The organism is Tidjanibacter massiliensis (assembly GCF_900104605.1).
Classification (GTDB): domain Bacteria; phylum Bacteroidota; class Bacteroidia; order Bacteroidales; family Rikenellaceae; genus Tidjanibacter; species Tidjanibacter inops.
Map to the genome: position 1 here is coordinate 120454 of NZ_LT629959.1, position 16594 is coordinate 137047.

Below are 16594 nucleotides of genomic sequence, written 5' to 3' on the forward strand. Positions count from 1 at the left end.
GGCTGATGTATTTGCGGACGGCAGGGGTTGGCGGGCGTGTCTGTCCCGGGCAACCCGCTTCCGGTGGAGAATCGGTATTGAGATTGCGTGTATGGAAACGATGAAGGAGATATTGGAGCGCGCGGCGGCCTCTCCGGCCGGAAAGGAACTGGCCGCTGCGGCGGCGTCCGGAGAGGTGGCGGTACTGAAAGGCGTGTCGGGTTCTGCCTATGCGCTGTATGCCGCTGCGGTCGTGGAGCGGCGGGGTGGCGTGCACATCTTCGTCTGCGGGGATAGGGATGCGGCAGCCTACCTGATGAACGACTTCTACTCCCTGCTGGGCGAAGAGGGGGTGATGTTCTTTCCGACCGGTTACAAGCGTTCCGTACAGTTCGGGCAGGAGGATGCGTCGGGTGTCGTCCAGCGCACGGCGGCGCTGAATGCCCTCCGCGGTTTCGAAGGGAAAAGGCATCTGGTTGTCTGTACCTATCCGGAGGCTTTGGCCGAGAAGGTGGCCGATGCGGGAGAGCTCGGCCGGCGGACGGTGACGGTCGGTTGCGGCGAGCGGATGGAGATGAGTTTCCTGGCCGATGTGCTGGAGGAGTATGGCTTCACGAAGGTGGATTTCGTCTATGAACCGGGGCAGTACTCCCTGCGCGGCGGTATCATCGATATCTTTTCGTTTGCCGAGAACAGGCCCTGCCGTATCGACTTTTTCGGCGACGAGGTGGAGTCTATCCGCCGTTTCGACATCGCTTCGCAGCTCTCCACGGAGAAGCTCGAACAGGTGGAGATAGTGCCGGACATGAAGGGGAGCGTAAGCGCCGGCCACAGCGTGTCGCTTCCGGAGTTTGCCGGCGAAGCCGTGTGGTGGGCCGACGACCTGAGCCATACGCTGCGCCGGGTGGACGACATCCGTAAAAAGATGCTGGCCGAGGCCGATGCGCCCGAACGGGTGGATGCACGTGTGACGAGTGCCCGGCAGTTGTCGTCGGCGCTGGAGGACAGGACGCTGCTGCTGCGGGGGGACGGCCCGAAGGAGCTGTCCGCCTCCCGTACGGTCGTTTTCGATACCCTGCCGCAGCCCGCTTTCAATAAACGTTATGAGCTGCTTGCCAAAGATATACATGACCGAAGCGAAGCGGGTTACAAAGTCTGCATCCTTTCCGATAACAAGGCGCAGATAGAGCGCTTGGGGAACATCTTCGCATCGGAAGGATTCCCGAGGGTGAAGTTCGCGGCACTTCCCGTCACCCTGCACGAAGGTTTCGTGGACAACGGGCTCCGGCTTTGTCTCTATACCGACCACCAGTTGTTCGAACGCTATCAGCGTTATTCGCTTCGGGGTGAGATAGACCGCAGTCAGGCGCTCACCGTGGCGGAGCTGAACGAGTTGAAGCCGGGCGACTACGTGGTGCATATCGACCACGGCGTGGGGCGTTTCGGCGGTCTGGTGCGGACGGTGGAGAACGGCAAGGTGCACGAGGCCGTGAAGCTCGAATACCGGGACGGCGATGTGCTGCTGGTCAATGTCCATGCGCTGCACCGCATTTCGCGCTACAAGGATAAGGACAGCGATACGCCGCCGCGCGTCTATAAGCTCGGTTCGGGAGCGTGGCAGCGCATGAAGAACGCCACGAAGAGCGCCGTCAAGGATATTGCCCGCGAACTCATCAAGCTGTATGCCGAGCGCAAGGAGAGCGGCGGTTTTGCCTTTTCGCCCGACGGTTATCTGCAGCATGAGCTGGAGGCGTCGTTCCCTTACGAGGAGACTCCCGACCAGCAGCAGGCCGTCGAGCTCGTGAAGCACGACATGGAGCAGGCACAGCCGATGGACAGGCTCGTGTGCGGCGACGTGGGGTTCGGCAAGACGGAGGTGGCCGTCCGGGCTGCCTTCAAGGCGGTGGCCGATTCCAAGCAGGTGGCCGTTCTGGTACCCACGACCATTCTGTCCCTGCAGCACTACCGTACCTTTTCGGAGCGGCTGCGGGGTCTGCCTGTGCGGGTGGAGAACCTGAGCCGCGTGAAGAGCGCCAGGGAAGTGAAACAGATACGCGAGGAGCTGGCGGCAGGCAAGATAGACATCCTTATCGGGACGCACAAGATACTCGGCAAGGATATCCGGTTCCACGACCTCGGACTGCTCATCATCGACGAGGAGCAGAAGTTCGGCGTGTCGAGCAAGGAGAAGTTGCGCCAGATGAGCGTACATGTGGATACGCTGACGCTCACGGCGACGCCCATTCCGCGGACGCTGCAGTTTTCGCTGATGGGTGCACGCGACCTCTCCGTAATCGCCACCCCACCGCCCAACCGCCGGCCTATCGTCACGGAGTCGCACCTTTTCGACGAGGAGATTATCCGCGAAGCGGTCGAGGCGGAGCTGGCACGCCACGGACAGGTCTTCTTCGTCCACAACCGGGTGGACAATATCGAGCAGATTGCCGACCTCATCCGCCGTCTTTGTCCCAAAGCGAGGGTGGTGACCGGCCACGGACAGATGCCCGCGCAGCAGCTCGAAAAACTCGTCATGGACTTCATTTACGGCGAGTTCGACGTGCTGGTGGCCACGACCATCATAGAGAACGGCGTCGATATTCCCAACGCCAATACCATCATCATCAACGACGCCCAGAATTTCGGCCTCAGCGATTTGCACCAACTGCGCGGCCGCGTGGGGCGTTCCGACAAGAAGGGGTACTGCTATCTCCTGACTCCTCCCGACGAGCTGCTTACTTCCGATGCCCGGCGCAGGATACGGGCCGTGGAGGAGTTTTCGGACCTCGGGGCCGGATTCAACATCGCCATGCAGGACCTCGATATACGCGGAGCAGGCAATCTGCTCGGAGCCGAACAGAGCGGTTTTATCGCCGATATGGGGTTCGAAACCTATCAGAAGATATTGGCCGAAGCGGTCGCCGAGCTTCGGGCCGAAGGCGTTGCGGAAGCCGGCGGATTGCTGGAGGGCGGTCGGGAGCGAGAAAGAACGGTACAGTACCTCACCGATGCGCAGATAGAGACCGACATAGAGGCTTTGCTCCCGGACGACTACATCGGCCAGAGTGCCGAAAAGCTGCGCCTGTACCGCGAACTGGACAGTATGAACGACGAGCAGCAGATGCGCCGTTTCGAGGAGCGGCTCACCGACCGTTTCGGTGCGTTGCCCGATGCCGCCCGCAGCCTGATGGATGTGGTCCGGTTGCGTTGGCGAGCCGTCGCTCTCGGCTTCGAGTGGGTGAAGGTGAAGAACGGGCTCATGCTGCTGCGCTTCATCTCCGACAGCGCATCTCCGTATTATAAGAGTGCGCTGTTCATGGGAATACTGAAATACGTGTCGAAAAATAATGCGAAATTTGTGCTGAAACAGAACAATAATAGGCTGATGTTGACAGTTAGAGAGGTAAAAGGCATGGGCCAGGCCTGGGAGATACTCGACCGGATGCACGCCGGGGCGTTGGCCGAAGGGGATACCTCCGGGAAAAACGTCGGCTGAAGGGCGCGCTTCGTGCGGAAAGAACTCCTGCAGGGGCGGGAGGCACAAAAACGTTCGCATGCGTGAGAGTATGAACCTGATTGTTGATATAGGCAACAGTCGCATGAAGGTGGCTGTTTTCAGCGGGGGAGAGATAGTGGAACGGTGGACTTTCGGGTGCCGTGAAATCGGGAGGTTTGACGAAATCTTCAGCAGGTACGCCGGATTCGACCGCGCCATCCTCTCTTCCACCCGCGACGAAAATCCGGAGCCGGAAGAGATGCTGCGCTGCCGGAGCGGTTATTTTCTGAAGTTCGCCAATACCGTTCCCGTCCCTTTGGAAAACGGATACGGTACGCCGCATACGCTGGGCTGCGACAGACTTGCTGCGGCTGTCGGCGGAGTGGGGATGTTGCCGGGGCGCAACCTGATGATAGTGGATTTCGGGTCGGCCATTACCTGCGACATCGTAACGGCGGAAGGGCGTTACCTCGGCGGCAGCATATCGCCGGGGCTGGGTATGCGGTTCAGGTCGCTCGCCGACTATACGGACCGGCTGCCGCTGCTGGAGGCCGAAGCATGTGTCGGTTATGAGGAGCGGGAAGTACCCTCTTCCACGGTCGGGGCCATGGTGTCGGGCGTGGCGGGAGGTATCGAACTGGAGATAAGGGGAAGAATGGAGCGTTATGCCGGGGAATTTGCCGGATTGACTACTATTTTTACGGGGGGAGATGCCCCTCTCTTTGAAAAAAGATTTAAAAATACGATATTTGCGAACCACGAACTGGTTCTTGCCGGTCTGAATACCATCTTGGATTATAATGCGGATAGAAAACAGAGTCTATAAAGCTGTATTGTCGTTCCTGTTGTCGTGCCTGCCGTTGGCGGTATCCGCGCAGAGCAGCAGCATCAATACTTTCTCACCGTATTCCTATTACGGCATAGGCGACATCATGGCGCAGGGCCCTTCGTTTTCGCGTGCCATGGGCGGCGTAGGACTCGGATTCAGGTCGCCGATAGCGATAAACTCCCTCAACCCCGCTTCGTACAGCGCTATCAACAGGCAGACGGCGCTCTTTCAGGTCGGTCTTTACGGACAGAACTATTATCTGCGGTCGCAGGATACGAAGAGCAGTTACAATACATTTAATGTAAGCGAAATAGCTTTGCAGCTTCCCATTGCCGAGGGCCTCGGTTTCACGGTGGGCATCTCGCCGTTCAGCAGTGTGGGGTACCGTATCACCCAGTCGGAAGAGGGTTCCGATGTCTGGGAGGAGATAGGGTACGTCCACTACCTTTATTCGGGTTCCGGCGGTATCAACAGTTACCGGGCGGGTTTGGGCTATGCCGTTACCGACTGGCTCTCCCTCGGAGCGGAAATGATATATTATCAGGGTAATATCACCCGGAATTTCCAGCAGACCGTCGTGCCCGTTACGGGCAGCGGATATTATCTGGGCATGAGTTCCGACAATCAGGAACACGTGAGCCGGGTCTTTGCCGATTTCGGCCTGCAGGCCCGGTTGTGGAAAAAGAACAACCGGACGCTCAACCTGGGTATTTCGTACAGCATGGGCGGGAGACTCAACAGCCGGGTTTCGGAGGTCGTGATGCACGGTCCCTATTTTTCGGCGGTCGGTTACGACAAGGTGGTGGACAGGCAGTACCGTTCCGATTTCCGTCTTCCGGATATCTTCCAGGGAGGTCTCTATTATCAGGCGCCGAAATTCAGCGCAGGCCTCGATTACAGTTACGGCAGTTGGAGCGTGAACGGCGCCGACGACAAGTTCGGGGTGCGTTATCGCAATACCCACACCGTGGCGGCCGGAATACAGTTCATCCCCAATCCCGGCGACGTGCGCAAGGTGATGAACAGGTGGTCGTACCGGCTGGGGGCACGGTATGACCAATATTATATGGTTATCGGGGGGCACAACATAGACGAGGCGGCGGTGACGTTCGGCGTCGGAATTCCGTTGGGTACCCGCGGCGTGAACAATGTCAATGTAGGGTTCGAGTTCGGTACGCGCGGACGCGCGGTGGCAGGCCTGGTGCGGGAGAACTATTTCAAGGTCTCGGTAGGGCTCAGCCTGTTCGGCGACGACTATTGGTTCGTGAAGTACAAATACGACTAAATCGGATTTAAATAAAAAAACGGGAACATTATGAATTCGTTGAAATTAAAGCTATTTATCGTTGCCGCCGCAGTGCTGGGCGGCAGTCAGGCTTTTGCCCAGAACGTGCAGCTTGGACCGGAATGGGGCGAGGATGCGACGCAGGAGCAGCGCTTCGAAAACGCCAAGACCTTCAACTATTACCGGGATGCCTACAATGTCCAGAATTACGACAAGGCACTCTCCTATCTGCCCGAACTGCTTGAGAATTCTCCCCGCGGCGCACAGAATATCTATGTGTATGCCATCAATATCTATAAGAATAAGATACAGCGCAGCATGGATGTGAAGCAGCGTCAGGTGTATGTCGATTCGCTGCTGACGCTGTACGACATGCGCATCCAGTATTTCGGCGACAACGCCAAGTACGGCCGTCCCTACATACTCGTTCAGAAGGCAAAGGATTATCTCAGTTTCATGCCGATGGACCGCGACGGCGTGCGCGAGGTCTTCGTGGAGGCGATAGAGGCCAATGCCGACGACCCGGACGTGGACTTCATCAATATCTATTTCAATGAACTGACCACGGACTACAAGAACGACCTGGTCGAGACGGATTATTATCTGGAGCAGTACGAGTGGCTCGCTTCCCTGCTGGACAAGGTGACCGCTCCGGAGGCCGACAGCGCCAAGGAGACGTTCGATACGCTCTTCGTATCGAGCGATGCCGCCGGCTGCGACAACATCGAACAGATTTTCAAGGCCCGTGTAGAGGCCAATCCGACAGACGTTACCACGTTGGGCAAAGCCTTTACGCTGCTTATGCGCAGCGAGTGCCATACGGCATTCCTGACCGAAGTGGGCGAAATGTACTATAATGCCGACCCGACGGCTGCGACTGCCAAACTCGTTGCTTCGGCCTTCGTGAAGGTGGGGGACAACGCAAAGGCGGTGAGCTTCCTGAAAGCCGCTTTCGACAAGGAGACCGACCCGCTGAACAAAGCGACGCTCGCGGTGGAGATAGCGGCGACCGAATTGGTGCTCAAGAATGCTTCCGTGGCTGCCAATTATGCCAGTCAGGCCCGTCAGCTCGACCCGTCGAACGGTTATGCTGCCATCATGCTCGCACAGGCGTATGCTGAAGGTGCGACCGCCTGTGAGGGATTCGACCGTCAGACCGTTTATTGGCTGGCTTACGACATACTCGCTTCCGCCCGTTCGCTGTTCGAGAACGGTTCGCCGGAGCAGCAGCAGATAGACCAGACCATGAGTATGTTCCGCCGTTCGTTCCCGTCGAACGACGAGCTCTTCTTCCGCGGCCTGACGACTGCGGGGGCGGCATACGACGTGAAGTGCGGTTGGATTACGGGACGTACCACGGTCAAGATGGTTGAGTAAAAAGGGTGAAAACGAATTGCGGCGTCCCGTATTACGGGACGCCGCATAATTGATTATGGGCTTTTGGAGTACGTTTGCAAGGTGTGGGACGGTATTTCTCATTGCGGGAAGTGCTCTCTTGTCATTGTCGTGCAAAAAGGAGAAGGCGCGCGGAAATGTCAATCCGGAAACCCTGATTACCATGCAGAGTGAGGACCTCAGCATGACCGTGAGCAAAAACGGTCTGAAGTCCTACCATTTTACCACGCCGCTGATGCAGCAGTACGGCCTGGCGGCCGAACCCTATACGAAATATCCCGATGGGGTTTTCGTGCAGACCTTTCAGGATTCCACGGAGGTGGTCGAGTCTACGCTCCGTGCCGACGAGGCCATCAATTACGAGAAGCGCGACCTGTGGATGGCGAGCGGGCATGTGGTCGCTTCGGGTTCCGGCAATACGCTCTATACGGAGCAGTTGTTCTGGGATGCCAAGACCGACAGGGTCTATTCGAATGTACGGGTGAAGGTCGTCGATAAGGACGGAGAGCATTACGGGGAGGGTTTCGAGTCGGACAAGGACTTGAAATCATGGATGTTCCGTGATTATGAGGGGACGATAGCCGTGGAGACTGCCCCCAATGAAGAGTATGACGGTGCGGCAGGCGGCCCGTCGGACGCCTCTGCCGGAGAACAGACGGTTCCCTCCGGCGGCAGGAGCGGCGGGAACGGTTATGTTCCGAGCCGGCGGCAGGTGTTGTCTCCGGGGTGGAATCCGACCCAGGGAGGAGGAACACTGCGTCCGGTACCCGCTCTCGAAGAGGGCGACCCCGGTACGGAGAATGTCTTCCGGCCCGAATCCGGGGAGGAGGACGAACGTGCGGAGTAAATGGGCTCGGTAATTGTCATAGCGGTGGTCTCGTTGCTGTTGTCGGCGTTCTTCTCCGGCATGGAGATAGCGTTCACCAGTTCCAACAAGCTCAAACTCGAGATAGACCGCAAACAGGACGGTCTGTTCGGCAGGATAGCCGACGTGTTCATCAACAACCCCGGTCAGTATATCACCACCATGCTGGTGGGGAACAACATCGTGTTGGTGCTCTATTCGCTCAACATGACGGTTATCATTCATGCACTGGCCGATATGTGGGGGCTGCGGCTCGGTACGGGAACCTGGTCGGTACTGCTCGAATCGCTGATATCCACCGTCATCATCATCTTCGTCGGGGAGTTCACTCCGAAGGCTATCGTCAAGTTGCGGCCCAATGCCTACCTCAGGGCTTTCTCCGTGCCGCTCTATTTCTTTTATATCGTGCTCTATCCGATTGCGAAGTTCGCTACCTGGCTGTCGTTCGGTCTGCTGCGCCTGTTCGGTATCCGAGTCAAGGACAGCGACGGCATCAAAAGTTTCGAAAAGGTGGACCTGGAGAATCTGCTGGAGGAGAATACCGAGACGCAGTCGGAACAGGAGAACGAAATCAGAATCTTTCAAAATGCCCTCGATTTTTCGGATATCCTTGTCCGGGACTGCATGGTGCCGCGCGTGGATGTGGAAGCGGTCGATGTGGAGAGTTCCATCGGCGAGATATACGGCCGGTTCATCGAGAGTCAATATTCCCGTATCTTCGTATGGGACGGTTCGATAGACAACATAGTCGGTTATGTGAATATCAAGAGTCTTTTCCGGAATCCCGCCAGTATCCGGGATATTATGATAGGCGTTCGTTACGTGCCGGAGACCATGCCTGCGGAGCGGCTGCTCGAAGAGTTCACCAAGAACAAGATATCGGTGGCGGTCGTTATCGACGAGTTCGGAGGAACGGCGGGCATCATCTCTTTGGAGGATGTGCTTGAGGAGATATTCGGCGAAATAGACGACGAACACGATACGTCCGACATGGTGGAGAGACAGGTGGCCGAGAACGAATATGTCTTTTCCAGTCGTCTGGAGGTAAAATATCTCAATGAGAAATACGGCCTCGGAATAGAGGAGTCCGACGAGTACGAAACGCTTGCGGGGTATATCATTTCCAATGAGAACGGGATTCCTCCGACCGGAGCGGAGGTCAGCATCGGCAACAAATTGATTCGGATACTCAAATCTTCCTCTTCCCGTATCGAACTCGTGAAGGTCAGGCTTTTGTAGGGCGGTGCCCTGCCTGCGGCGCCCTTTTGGGCCGCTGTCCGGAAAATTTCGTTTTCGGACAGGGTGTTGTACGGGGAAAATTATTATCTTTGAAGCCGTTTTAGTCTGGATATGTGTGCCGCGGGTCCGGTACGGGACTTCCGGAACGGAGGAGGGCGCGGGACGACGGGGCGAAACGGCTCCGGTACGTTTCCGGACGCAGCGAAGGATAATTGAATAAACAACATAGAGTATGGCAAGTCTTAACACTTTAAGAACCAAAGGAGGCGTGATAGTGACCATCGTGATTTTCGTGGCGCTTCTCGCATTCCTTATCGGCGACGTATTCACCTCCGGCAGCAGCCTGATGAATTCCCGCAAGATGCGTGTGGGCGAAATCAACGGCAAGAACATCGGTTATGTCGATTTCCTGAACGAGGCCGATTACATGGGTTCCATATACAAGATGATGTGGGGCCGCGACGCTTTCTCCGCTCAGGAGCAGGAGATGGTCTATAACCTCGCATGGGAGCAGCTTATCATGGATAATTCGCTCAAACCTGGATTCGACAGGATGGGGATGACGGTTTCGGAGGCGGAACAGTTGGACATGCTCGACGGTGTTTATCTGTCGCCGGTCGTAACCTCTACCTTTGTCAATCCTTCGACGGGGCTGTTCGACCCGCAGTTCATGAAATCCTTCATGAGCAGCGTGACCGGAAGCGATGGTTCGTATGCCATCTGGGCTTTTCTGCGCAATCAGATGCAGCAGGAACGGGTAATGAGCAAGTACCTTGCTCTGGTCGAGGGCGGTTTCTATGCCAACGCGCTGGAGGTGGCTCACGGAGTGAGGGTTTCCAACCATACCTATGCGGCCGACGTCATCGGCAAGGATTACTATACCGTACCCGATTCGTTGGTGAACGTTACCCAGACCGATATCAAAAAGTATTATGACGACCACAAGGAGGCTTTCAAACAGGGTGCTTCGCGCAATATAGAGTATGTGGTGTTCGACGTGATGCCTTCCGATGAGGATTATGCGGAGGCGAAACGCATGGTGGACGACATTGCCGCGGAGTTCGCGGGCAGCGACGCCCCGATGCAGTACGCTACGCTCAATTCCCAGACCAAGCCCGATGCCAATTATTACGGAGAGGACGAACTCTCTGCCGAGTTGGCTGCGCTCGCTTTCGGAAACGGCGGCGAGACGATGAGCGGTCCCACCCTGAACGGCGACGAATATACGGTTTCGCGGGTAGCCGATGTACGCATGATGCCCGACACCCTCGGAGCCAAACATATCCTGCTTCAGAAAGGGCAGGAGAAACTGGCCGACAGCCTCGTTGCCGCCATCCGTTCCGGGGCCGATTTCGCTGCTCTGGCCCTTGACAATTCGTTCGACAGGTCGGTGTTCCAGAATTCGGGCGACCTCGGCAGGTTCACGCCCGCACAGGTACCCGCCGAGTTTACCGATGCCGCCCTTGCGGCCAACGTAGGGGACGTGTACGTCGTGGAGAGCCCTGCCGGACTGCAGGTGGTACAGCTCACCTACAAGAGCCGTCCGGTGCGGAAGGCCCAGATAGCTACCGTGACATATAAGGTGGACCCGAGTGCCGCGACTATCCAGACCGCATACCAGAAAGCCAGCGGTTTCGTTACCGCGGCGGGCGGTACGATGGAGGGCTTCAACCAGGCCGTGAACGATGCCGCACTCTCGAAAAGAACGGTGCGCATCCGCAATACGGACCGTACCATCAGCGGGCTGGAGAACTCGAAGGAGATAGTACGCTGGGCTTTCAACGGAAAGGCGGGCGATATCTCGCAGATTATGGACATAGACGGCGACTATTATGTAGCGGCTCTCGTGGATGTGAAGGAAGAGGGATATGCTCCGCTCGCACAGGTGTCCGCTCAGATAACCAAGACGCTTCTCAACAGGGAGAAGGCCCGTATCATAGAGAAAGAGATGGCAGGCGGTACGCTCGAAGAGGCTGCACGGGCGGCGGATGTGGAGGTCGAGTCCGTGAGCGGTGTCAAATGGAGCGCATTCTATATTCCCGAGGTGGGGGTTGAGCCGCAGCTTATCGGAGCGGTTTCGGCGGTTCCGGCCGGAGAACTTTCGCTGCCGGTAGAGGGGGTAAGCGGCGTATATCGGTTCGTCGTGACCGATGTGCAGACCTCCGGCGAGGCAACCGACGAGAGCGAACGGGTACGTCTCAATACCAATGCGCTGAATTATGTCGGCGAACGTACGATGCAGGCGTTGACGGAAGAGAGCGATGTGACCGATATGCGGGTGCGCTTCTTCTGAGGGACAGGCTTTACAGGATAGCATGACACGATAACGAGACAGGTTAATCATTGCAAGGCCGCCCGCTAACGGGGCGGCCTTCGGTTTAATAGGGAAAGGAGTTTAGATATGACATTGGAACAGCGCGTTAATGACGATATCAAGCAGGCGATGCTTGCGAAACAGCCGGAGCGGCTCGCTGCACTTCGGGCCGTGAAGGCGGCTATCCTGCTGGAGAAGACCTCGGGGACGGCCCACGAACTGACGGATGCCGATGTGGTGAAGCTCATGCAGAAACTCGTGAAGCAGCGGCGGGAGTCTGCGGAGCTCTATACCTCAGCCGGACGTGCCGAGCTTGCAGCAAACGAGCTTGCCGAAGCGGGCATTATCGAGGAGTATCTTCCGAAACAGTTATCCGCCGCGGAGTTGGAGGCGGCGCTCCGCGATATCATTGCCCAGACGGGAGCCGTATCGCCTGCCGACATGGGGAAAGTGATGGGAGTGGCGACCAAGAAGCTGGCCGGCCTGGCGGATGGCAGGGCGATATCCGAGGCTGTCAGGAGGCTGCTGAACTGAGGCCTGGCTGCGGGCGGTATCGGTTACCGTCTTTTCGGCGGAGATGTTCCGGGTGGCGGCAGCCGTAGGGCGGTCGTCGGGGACGACCTTGTGTGGAGAGAGAAAGAACGGCTGTAAAACGGGGCGAACGGTACCGGGTGCTGCGGATGCCGGAAAGGGCGGATGTGATATCATTGCGAATGGCTGCGTTATTATTTGCGGAGGCGCATTCGGTTATTTACGGCAGCAAGCGCCTTTCATTCCGTGTCTTGATGTTTTGCAGCTTCGTGTTTCCATAGACTGGAAGAGGCCGTATCGGATTGAACTGTATCCTTTGTTCGAGCCGACACGGCCTTTTCGTTATATGGAGGTTGTGGGTGGGAAAGTATTTTGGGCCCGGACTGTCATTTTTGGATGCCTGATATACATTGGCCGCATCCGTGCGGTCGCATTCCTTTCCGGCGGAACCGTTTTCCGGTCGGGTGGTTACATTTCGTCGAGTGCGAAATCCACCGCCCGGTTGAGCTGTCGGTTGAAGGGCGCGGTGGTGGCGAAACTCGCTGTCACCCTTGCGAGCAGGGCGGGGGAGAGCAGGAAGGCTTCGCTGACTGGCCTCTCCAGACAGAAATCTTTCAGCCGGAGGTACTCGGCATAGGGGGAGTCTGTCGGAAAACCGGCCGGTACCCGTTTGAGTGCATTCTCCCGGTTGAGCGAGAAGTCCTGTGCCTGTCCGATATTGCGGACGAACTCTTCGCCGTTGAACAGAATCTCTTCCCGGACGCTTTTGAGGACGGCCGGTTCGGGCATGTAGAGTCCCGTGACGAGCATGGGACCGCCCGACGGCGTGCCGTCGGAGCGCTCCGGATGTTCCGGTTCGATGTGAAGATAGTAGCCGGAATGTCCCGATTTCTTGCCGCCCGGGGATATGAAGATGCCGATGTGCGATTTGTAGGGCCGTTTGTCGGAACTGAACCGGATGTCGCGGTAGATTCTGTAAGTACACTCTTTCGGAGTGAGGTCGCCGACCGTGCTGTCGAACGAGGCGATACCCGCTATCAGCCGTGCGGCGAACTCTTCCGTCGCGGCTTTTACCCGGAGGTATTCCGTCCTGTGTGTTTCGAACCACTCCCGGTCGTTGTGTTCCTGCAGTTCGCGCAGGAAATCCAGAATTCTTTTCATATGTCGTAGGCCGTCCCGTTTTTTCTCCGGAGAAAAACGATTCCCTGCAGAGCCGAAACTGCCCGACACAAAGATGCCAAAAAATTCCCGTTCAGGGAAACGGTCGGGGGCGTTCTCGGCTTCTTGCCGCAGGAAGAGTACGGTACGTCAAAAAAATTGAAACTTCGTTGCTTTCTTCGTACCTTTGCGGATGGATAACATAAATAACCGGTAGTATGGCACTGTTCAACATATTCAAGAAGAAAAAGGAGGAGGCCGGGCCCGAGGAGCAGGTTTCCCGGCAGCAGGAGCTAAACGAGGGACTGAAAAAGACCAAAGAGGGAATTTTCGGCAAGCTCGCCCGTGCCGTGGCCGGCAGGTCTCAGGTGGACGAGGCGATGCTCGACGACTTGGAGGAGGTGCTCATCACCTCCGATGTGGGGGTAGATACCACCGTGAAGATAATCCGCAACATCGAGGCCCGCGTGGCGCGCGACAAATATATGAATTCCGGAGAGCTCAAGTCCATTCTTCGCGAGGAGATAAGTGCTCTGCTGCAGCAGAGTGACAGCCGCCGCGACAGCTTCGGACTGGACGTGAAGGAGGGTGCTCCCTATGTCGTGATGGTGGTAGGGGTGAACGGTGTCGGCAAGACCACTACGATAGGCAAGCTGGCAGCCCAGCTCGTGCGTGCGGGCAAGAAGGTCTATATCGGTGCGGCGGATACGTTCCGGGCGGCCGCCATCGACCAGCTTCAGGTATGGGCCGACCGGGCGGGGGCGACGATGATAAAACAGGAGATGGGGGCGGACCCCGCTTCCGTGGCTTTCGATACGCTCAAGTCGGCCGTTGCCAACGGGGCGGATGTCGTATTGATAGATACGGCCGGCCGGCTGCACAACAAGGTCGGTCTGATGAATGAACTGACGAAGATACGCAACGTGATGGCCAAGGTTATCCCCGATGCTCCGCACGAGGTGATGCTCGTGCTGGACGGCAGTACGGGGCAGAATGCCTTCGAGCAGGCGCGGCAGTTCACCGATGCTACGCAGGTCACCTCCCTCGCCGTCACGAAGCTCGACGGTACGGCCAAGGGGGGTGTCATCATCGGCATCAGCGACCAGTTCAGGATTCCGGTGCGCTACATCGGTATCGGGGAGGGTATCGACCAGTTGAAGATTTTCGACCGGCAGGAGTTCGTGAACGCCCTGTTCGGCGAATAGAGGAGAGAAGGAGATTTGTCGTTCCGCCTGTCGGCCGAAAGGGCGGGCCGTGGTTGGCCGACGGTAGCCGCGGAGGAACGTTTCGGATATCCGGAATCAGGATTGGATGATGGGAAAAGTAAAGGGAAAAAAGATAAATGTCGTTACGCTCGGCTGTTCCAAAAACGTGGTGGACTCCGAGCATGTTATGGCGCAGTTGGCTGCAGCGGGATATGACGTGGTGTTCGATTCCAACGGGACGGAGGCACGGACGGTGGTGGTCAATACATGCGGGTTCATAGGCGATGCCAAGGAGGAGTCCATCAATACCATTCTCGGTTTCGTGAGGGCCAAGGAGGAGGGAGCGATTGACCGGCTCTTCGTGATAGGCTGCCTGAGCGAGCGGTATGCCGAGGAGCTGCGGCGCGAGATTCCCGAAGTGGACGCCTATTTCGGAGCACGCGACTTTTCCGGCGTAGTGCGGGCCTTGACCGGCAGCGAAGGGGGCGCGCCTGCGACGGAACGGATGCTGACGACGCCAGGACACTACGCCTACCTGAAAATTTCGGAAGGGTGCAATTGGCGGTGTGCCTATTGTGCCATTCCTCTTATCCGCGGACCCCATGTATCCGTTCCGGAGGAGCAGGTGCTTGAAGAGGCCGGGAGATTGGTGCGCCGCGGGGTAAAGGAGCTGATAGTGGTGGCGCAGGATACCACCTACTACGGTGTGGACCTTTACGGAGAACGCCGTCTGGGCCGTTTATTGCGTCGTTTGGCCGCCATACCCGGCGTAGAGTGGGTAAGACTTCACTATACCTATCCGACCGGTTTCCCCGACGATGTGCTTGCCGCCATGCGGGAGGAGCCGAAGATATGCCGTTACATTGATATACCGCTCCAGCATATCGCAGACCGGCAGCTTTCGGCCATGCGGCGCGGCATCACGAAACGGGGTACAGAGGAGCTCATCGCCCGGCTGCGGCGGGAGGTGCCCGGTATTGCTATCCGGACGACGCTGCTCGTGGGATTTCCGGGTGAGAGCGAGGAAGATTTTGCGGAGCTCACGGATTTCGTGGAGCGCCAGCGGTTCGAACGTCTCGGCGTGTTTCCCTATTCGGCCGAGGAGGGAACGCCTTCGGCGGAGATGGCCGACGATGTGCCTGAAGAGGTTAAGCAGGCCCGGGTGGAGCGTATCATGGAGCTGCAGCGCAACATTTCGCACGAGGCGAACGTTGCAAGGATAGGCAGGAAGCTCCGGGTGGTGGTGGACCGCCGGGAAGGCGATTACTATGTGGCCCGTTCGGAATACGATTCGCCGGAGGTAGACCAGGAGATACTGATACCGGTTGCCGAAGGCCGGCTCCTCCCCGGAGAGTTCCGGGTGGTGGTCGTCACGGCATGCGAGGAGTACGACCTTTACGGCAGACTCGCGTGAGGGCTGCAAAATGATTTTGGAGATTGCGAAGATTTGTTTAACTTTGAAGTGCTGTAAACCGTAACGGTTGTTGCCGGATTATCGCCAAATGTTGTAGAAATGGCCAGAAATGCCGTTGTAGAGTCCCTTGCCGGTAAGGTGGGGCGCCTGATGGAGGAGAATGACAGGCTCTTTGCCGAAAACAGGGAGCTCGCACTTCGCAGGGAACGTCTGGCGGCGGAGAACAGGGAACTGAAACAGACCGTGGCGGAGCTTGAAAGGCGCATCGGTGTCCTCGAACTGAAGGAGGGCCTGACGGGCGGAACGGACAGCAAGCGTGCGCAGGCGCGTATCAATCGGCTTATGCGGGAGATTGACCGTTGCATTGCGCTGATGAACAGGTAGGGACAAGGAGCACGTTTTATGCAGAAATTCAATATCAGGTTGAATGTAGCCGGCAAGAGCTACGCACTCGGCATAGAACGCGAAAAGGAAGAGATATTCAGGCGGGCGGAGAAAGAGGTCAATCGCCTGACAGCCGCGGTCGAGTCGCAGTATATGGCCGACCGGGAGGATTACCTCGCAGTAGTGGCGTTACAGCTTGCCGTCAAGGTCGTGGAGCTCGAAGCGAGCCGCAGCCTCGGACGGGACATAGATGAGCTCGATGCGTTGAACCGCAGACTGGACGAACATCTCAACAGGCTCAGGTAGCCGTGTGGTACCGTATTTGCATGTAATAATGCAGGTACGCGGGGTACGCGGGCCTTACACGATACAGACAGGTTCTTTACATAGAAGGAATTATCCCGCATGGATTCCATTTAGCTTTGCGAAACTTAACATTTAAACTATTTGGGGTTTAACTCGAGTTTTCAAAAACAGGCCTTAACCTCTTCGGAGGTGCATCC

Annotated in this window: 13 protein-coding genes; 12 read left to right on the plus strand and 1 reads right to left on the minus strand. The window is 57.3% G+C overall.

The annotated features are described in order from the left end of the window. Positions 1-91 precede the first annotated feature (91 nt). The 8 genes from mfd to BQ5361_RS00550 all read left to right on the plus strand — a co-directional run bounded on the left by mfd (position 92) and on the right by BQ5361_RS00550 (position 11933). Positions 92-3472, plus strand: coding sequence for a transcription-repair coupling factor (gene mfd / locus BQ5361_RS00515; RefSeq protein ID WP_052131114.1), 3381 nt, complete (start codon positions 92-94; stop codon positions 3470-3472). A gap of 58 nt (positions 3473-3530) precedes the next feature. Continuing rightward, complete coding sequence (locus tag BQ5361_RS00520) at positions 3531-4298, plus strand: type III pantothenate kinase (protein ID WP_257527135.1); 768 nt, start codon at positions 3531-3533, stop codon at positions 4296-4298. After that, the gene (locus BQ5361_RS00525; RefSeq protein ID WP_071424851.1) at positions 4273-5586 is read left to right on the plus strand and encodes a BamG family beta-barrel-assembly machinery protein; all 1314 of its coding nucleotides are present in this window, start codon (positions 4273-4275) and stop codon (positions 5584-5586) included. Before BQ5361_RS00520 ends, BQ5361_RS00525 begins: the two co-directional genes overlap by 26 nt. Before the next feature lie 30 nt (positions 5587-5616). After that, complete coding sequence (locus BQ5361_RS00530) at positions 5617-6963, plus strand: hypothetical protein (RefSeq protein WP_022063190.1); 1347 nt, start codon at positions 5617-5619, stop codon at positions 6961-6963. A 55-nt stretch (positions 6964-7018) separates the two neighbouring features. Then, complete coding sequence (gene lptC / locus BQ5361_RS00535) at positions 7019-7828, plus strand: LPS export ABC transporter periplasmic protein LptC (RefSeq protein ID WP_074021952.1); 810 nt, start codon at positions 7019-7021, stop codon at positions 7826-7828. Beyond that, positions 7829-9085, plus strand: a complete 1257-nt coding sequence (locus tag BQ5361_RS00540) for a hemolysin family protein (protein WP_022063192.1) — start codon at positions 7829-7831, stop codon at positions 9083-9085. A gap of 232 nt (positions 9086-9317) precedes the next feature. Next, positions 9318-11378 carry a SurA N-terminal domain-containing protein gene (locus BQ5361_RS00545; protein ID WP_035474053.1) on the plus strand — a complete coding sequence of 687 codons (2061 nt, stop codon included), beginning with the start codon at positions 9318-9320 and terminating at the stop codon, positions 11376-11378. A gap of 108 nt (positions 11379-11486) precedes the next feature. Next, positions 11487-11933, plus strand: coding sequence for a GatB/YqeY domain-containing protein (locus BQ5361_RS00550; protein WP_022063194.1), 447 nt, complete (start codon positions 11487-11489; stop codon positions 11931-11933). A 465-nt stretch (positions 11934-12398) separates the two neighbouring features. On the opposite strand, the gene BQ5361_RS00555 is transcribed toward BQ5361_RS00550, so the two are convergent. Beyond that, positions 12399-13091, minus strand: a complete 693-nt coding sequence (locus BQ5361_RS00555; RefSeq protein ID WP_035474051.1) for a DUF2461 domain-containing protein — start codon at positions 13089-13091, stop codon at positions 12399-12401. A gap of 215 nt (positions 13092-13306) precedes the next feature. On the opposite strand from BQ5361_RS00555, the gene ftsY reads away from it, so the two are divergent. The 4 genes from ftsY to BQ5361_RS00575 all read left to right on the plus strand — a co-directional run bounded on the left by ftsY (position 13307) and on the right by BQ5361_RS00575 (position 16397). Beyond that, positions 13307-14293, plus strand: a complete 987-nt coding sequence (gene ftsY, locus BQ5361_RS00560; RefSeq protein ID WP_022063197.1) for a signal recognition particle-docking protein FtsY — start codon at positions 13307-13309, stop codon at positions 14291-14293. Positions 14294-14399: 106 nt separating this feature from the next. Next, entirely contained in the window at positions 14400-15707 is a 1308-nt protein-coding gene (gene rimO / locus BQ5361_RS00565; protein ID WP_257527119.1) for a 30S ribosomal protein S12 methylthiotransferase RimO, read from the plus strand. A gap of 99 nt (positions 15708-15806) precedes the next feature. After that, positions 15807-16091, plus strand: coding sequence for a hypothetical protein (locus tag BQ5361_RS00570; RefSeq protein ID WP_022063199.1), 285 nt, complete (start codon positions 15807-15809; stop codon positions 16089-16091). An 18-nt stretch (positions 16092-16109) separates the two neighbouring features. Then, entirely contained in the window at positions 16110-16397 is a 288-nt protein-coding gene (locus BQ5361_RS00575) for a cell division protein ZapA (RefSeq protein WP_022063200.1), read from the plus strand. Positions 16398-16594 lie beyond the last annotated feature (197 nt).

Excerpts from the sequence above, each read along its gene's own strand:
- BQ5361_RS00520 (WP_257527135.1), top strand. The coding sequence starts at position 3,531 with ATGCGTGAGAGTATGAACCTGATTGTTGATATAGGCAACAGTCGCATG.
- BQ5361_RS00545 (WP_035474053.1), top strand. The coding sequence starts at position 9,318 with ATGGCAAGTCTTAACACTTTAAGAACCAAAGGAGGCGTGATAGTGACC.
- BQ5361_RS00555 (WP_035474051.1), bottom strand. The coding sequence starts at position 13,091 with ATGAAAAGAATTCTGGATTTCCTGCGCGAACTGCAGGAACACAACGAC.
- BQ5361_RS00550 (WP_022063194.1), top strand. The coding sequence starts at position 11,487 with ATGACATTGGAACAGCGCGTTAATGACGATATCAAGCAGGCGATGCTT.
- ftsY (WP_022063197.1), top strand. The coding sequence starts at position 13,307 with ATGGCACTGTTCAACATATTCAAGAAGAAAAAGGAGGAGGCCGGGCCC.
- BQ5361_RS00570 (WP_022063199.1), top strand. The coding sequence starts at position 15,807 with ATGGCCAGAAATGCCGTTGTAGAGTCCCTTGCCGGTAAGGTGGGGCGC.
- BQ5361_RS00540 (WP_022063192.1), top strand. The coding sequence starts at position 7,829 with ATGGGCTCGGTAATTGTCATAGCGGTGGTCTCGTTGCTGTTGTCGGCG.
- BQ5361_RS00575 (WP_022063200.1), top strand. The coding sequence starts at position 16,110 with ATGCAGAAATTCAATATCAGGTTGAATGTAGCCGGCAAGAGCTACGCA.
- rimO (WP_257527119.1), top strand. The coding sequence starts at position 14,400 with ATGATGGGAAAAGTAAAGGGAAAAAAGATAAATGTCGTTACGCTCGGC.
- BQ5361_RS00525 (WP_071424851.1), top strand. The coding sequence starts at position 4,273 with ATGCGGATAGAAAACAGAGTCTATAAAGCTGTATTGTCGTTCCTGTTG.
- mfd (WP_052131114.1), top strand. The coding sequence starts at position 92 with ATGGAAACGATGAAGGAGATATTGGAGCGCGCGGCGGCCTCTCCGGCC.
- BQ5361_RS00530 (WP_022063190.1), top strand. The coding sequence starts at position 5,617 with ATGAATTCGTTGAAATTAAAGCTATTTATCGTTGCCGCCGCAGTGCTG.
- lptC (WP_074021952.1), top strand. The coding sequence starts at position 7,019 with ATGGGCTTTTGGAGTACGTTTGCAAGGTGTGGGACGGTATTTCTCATT.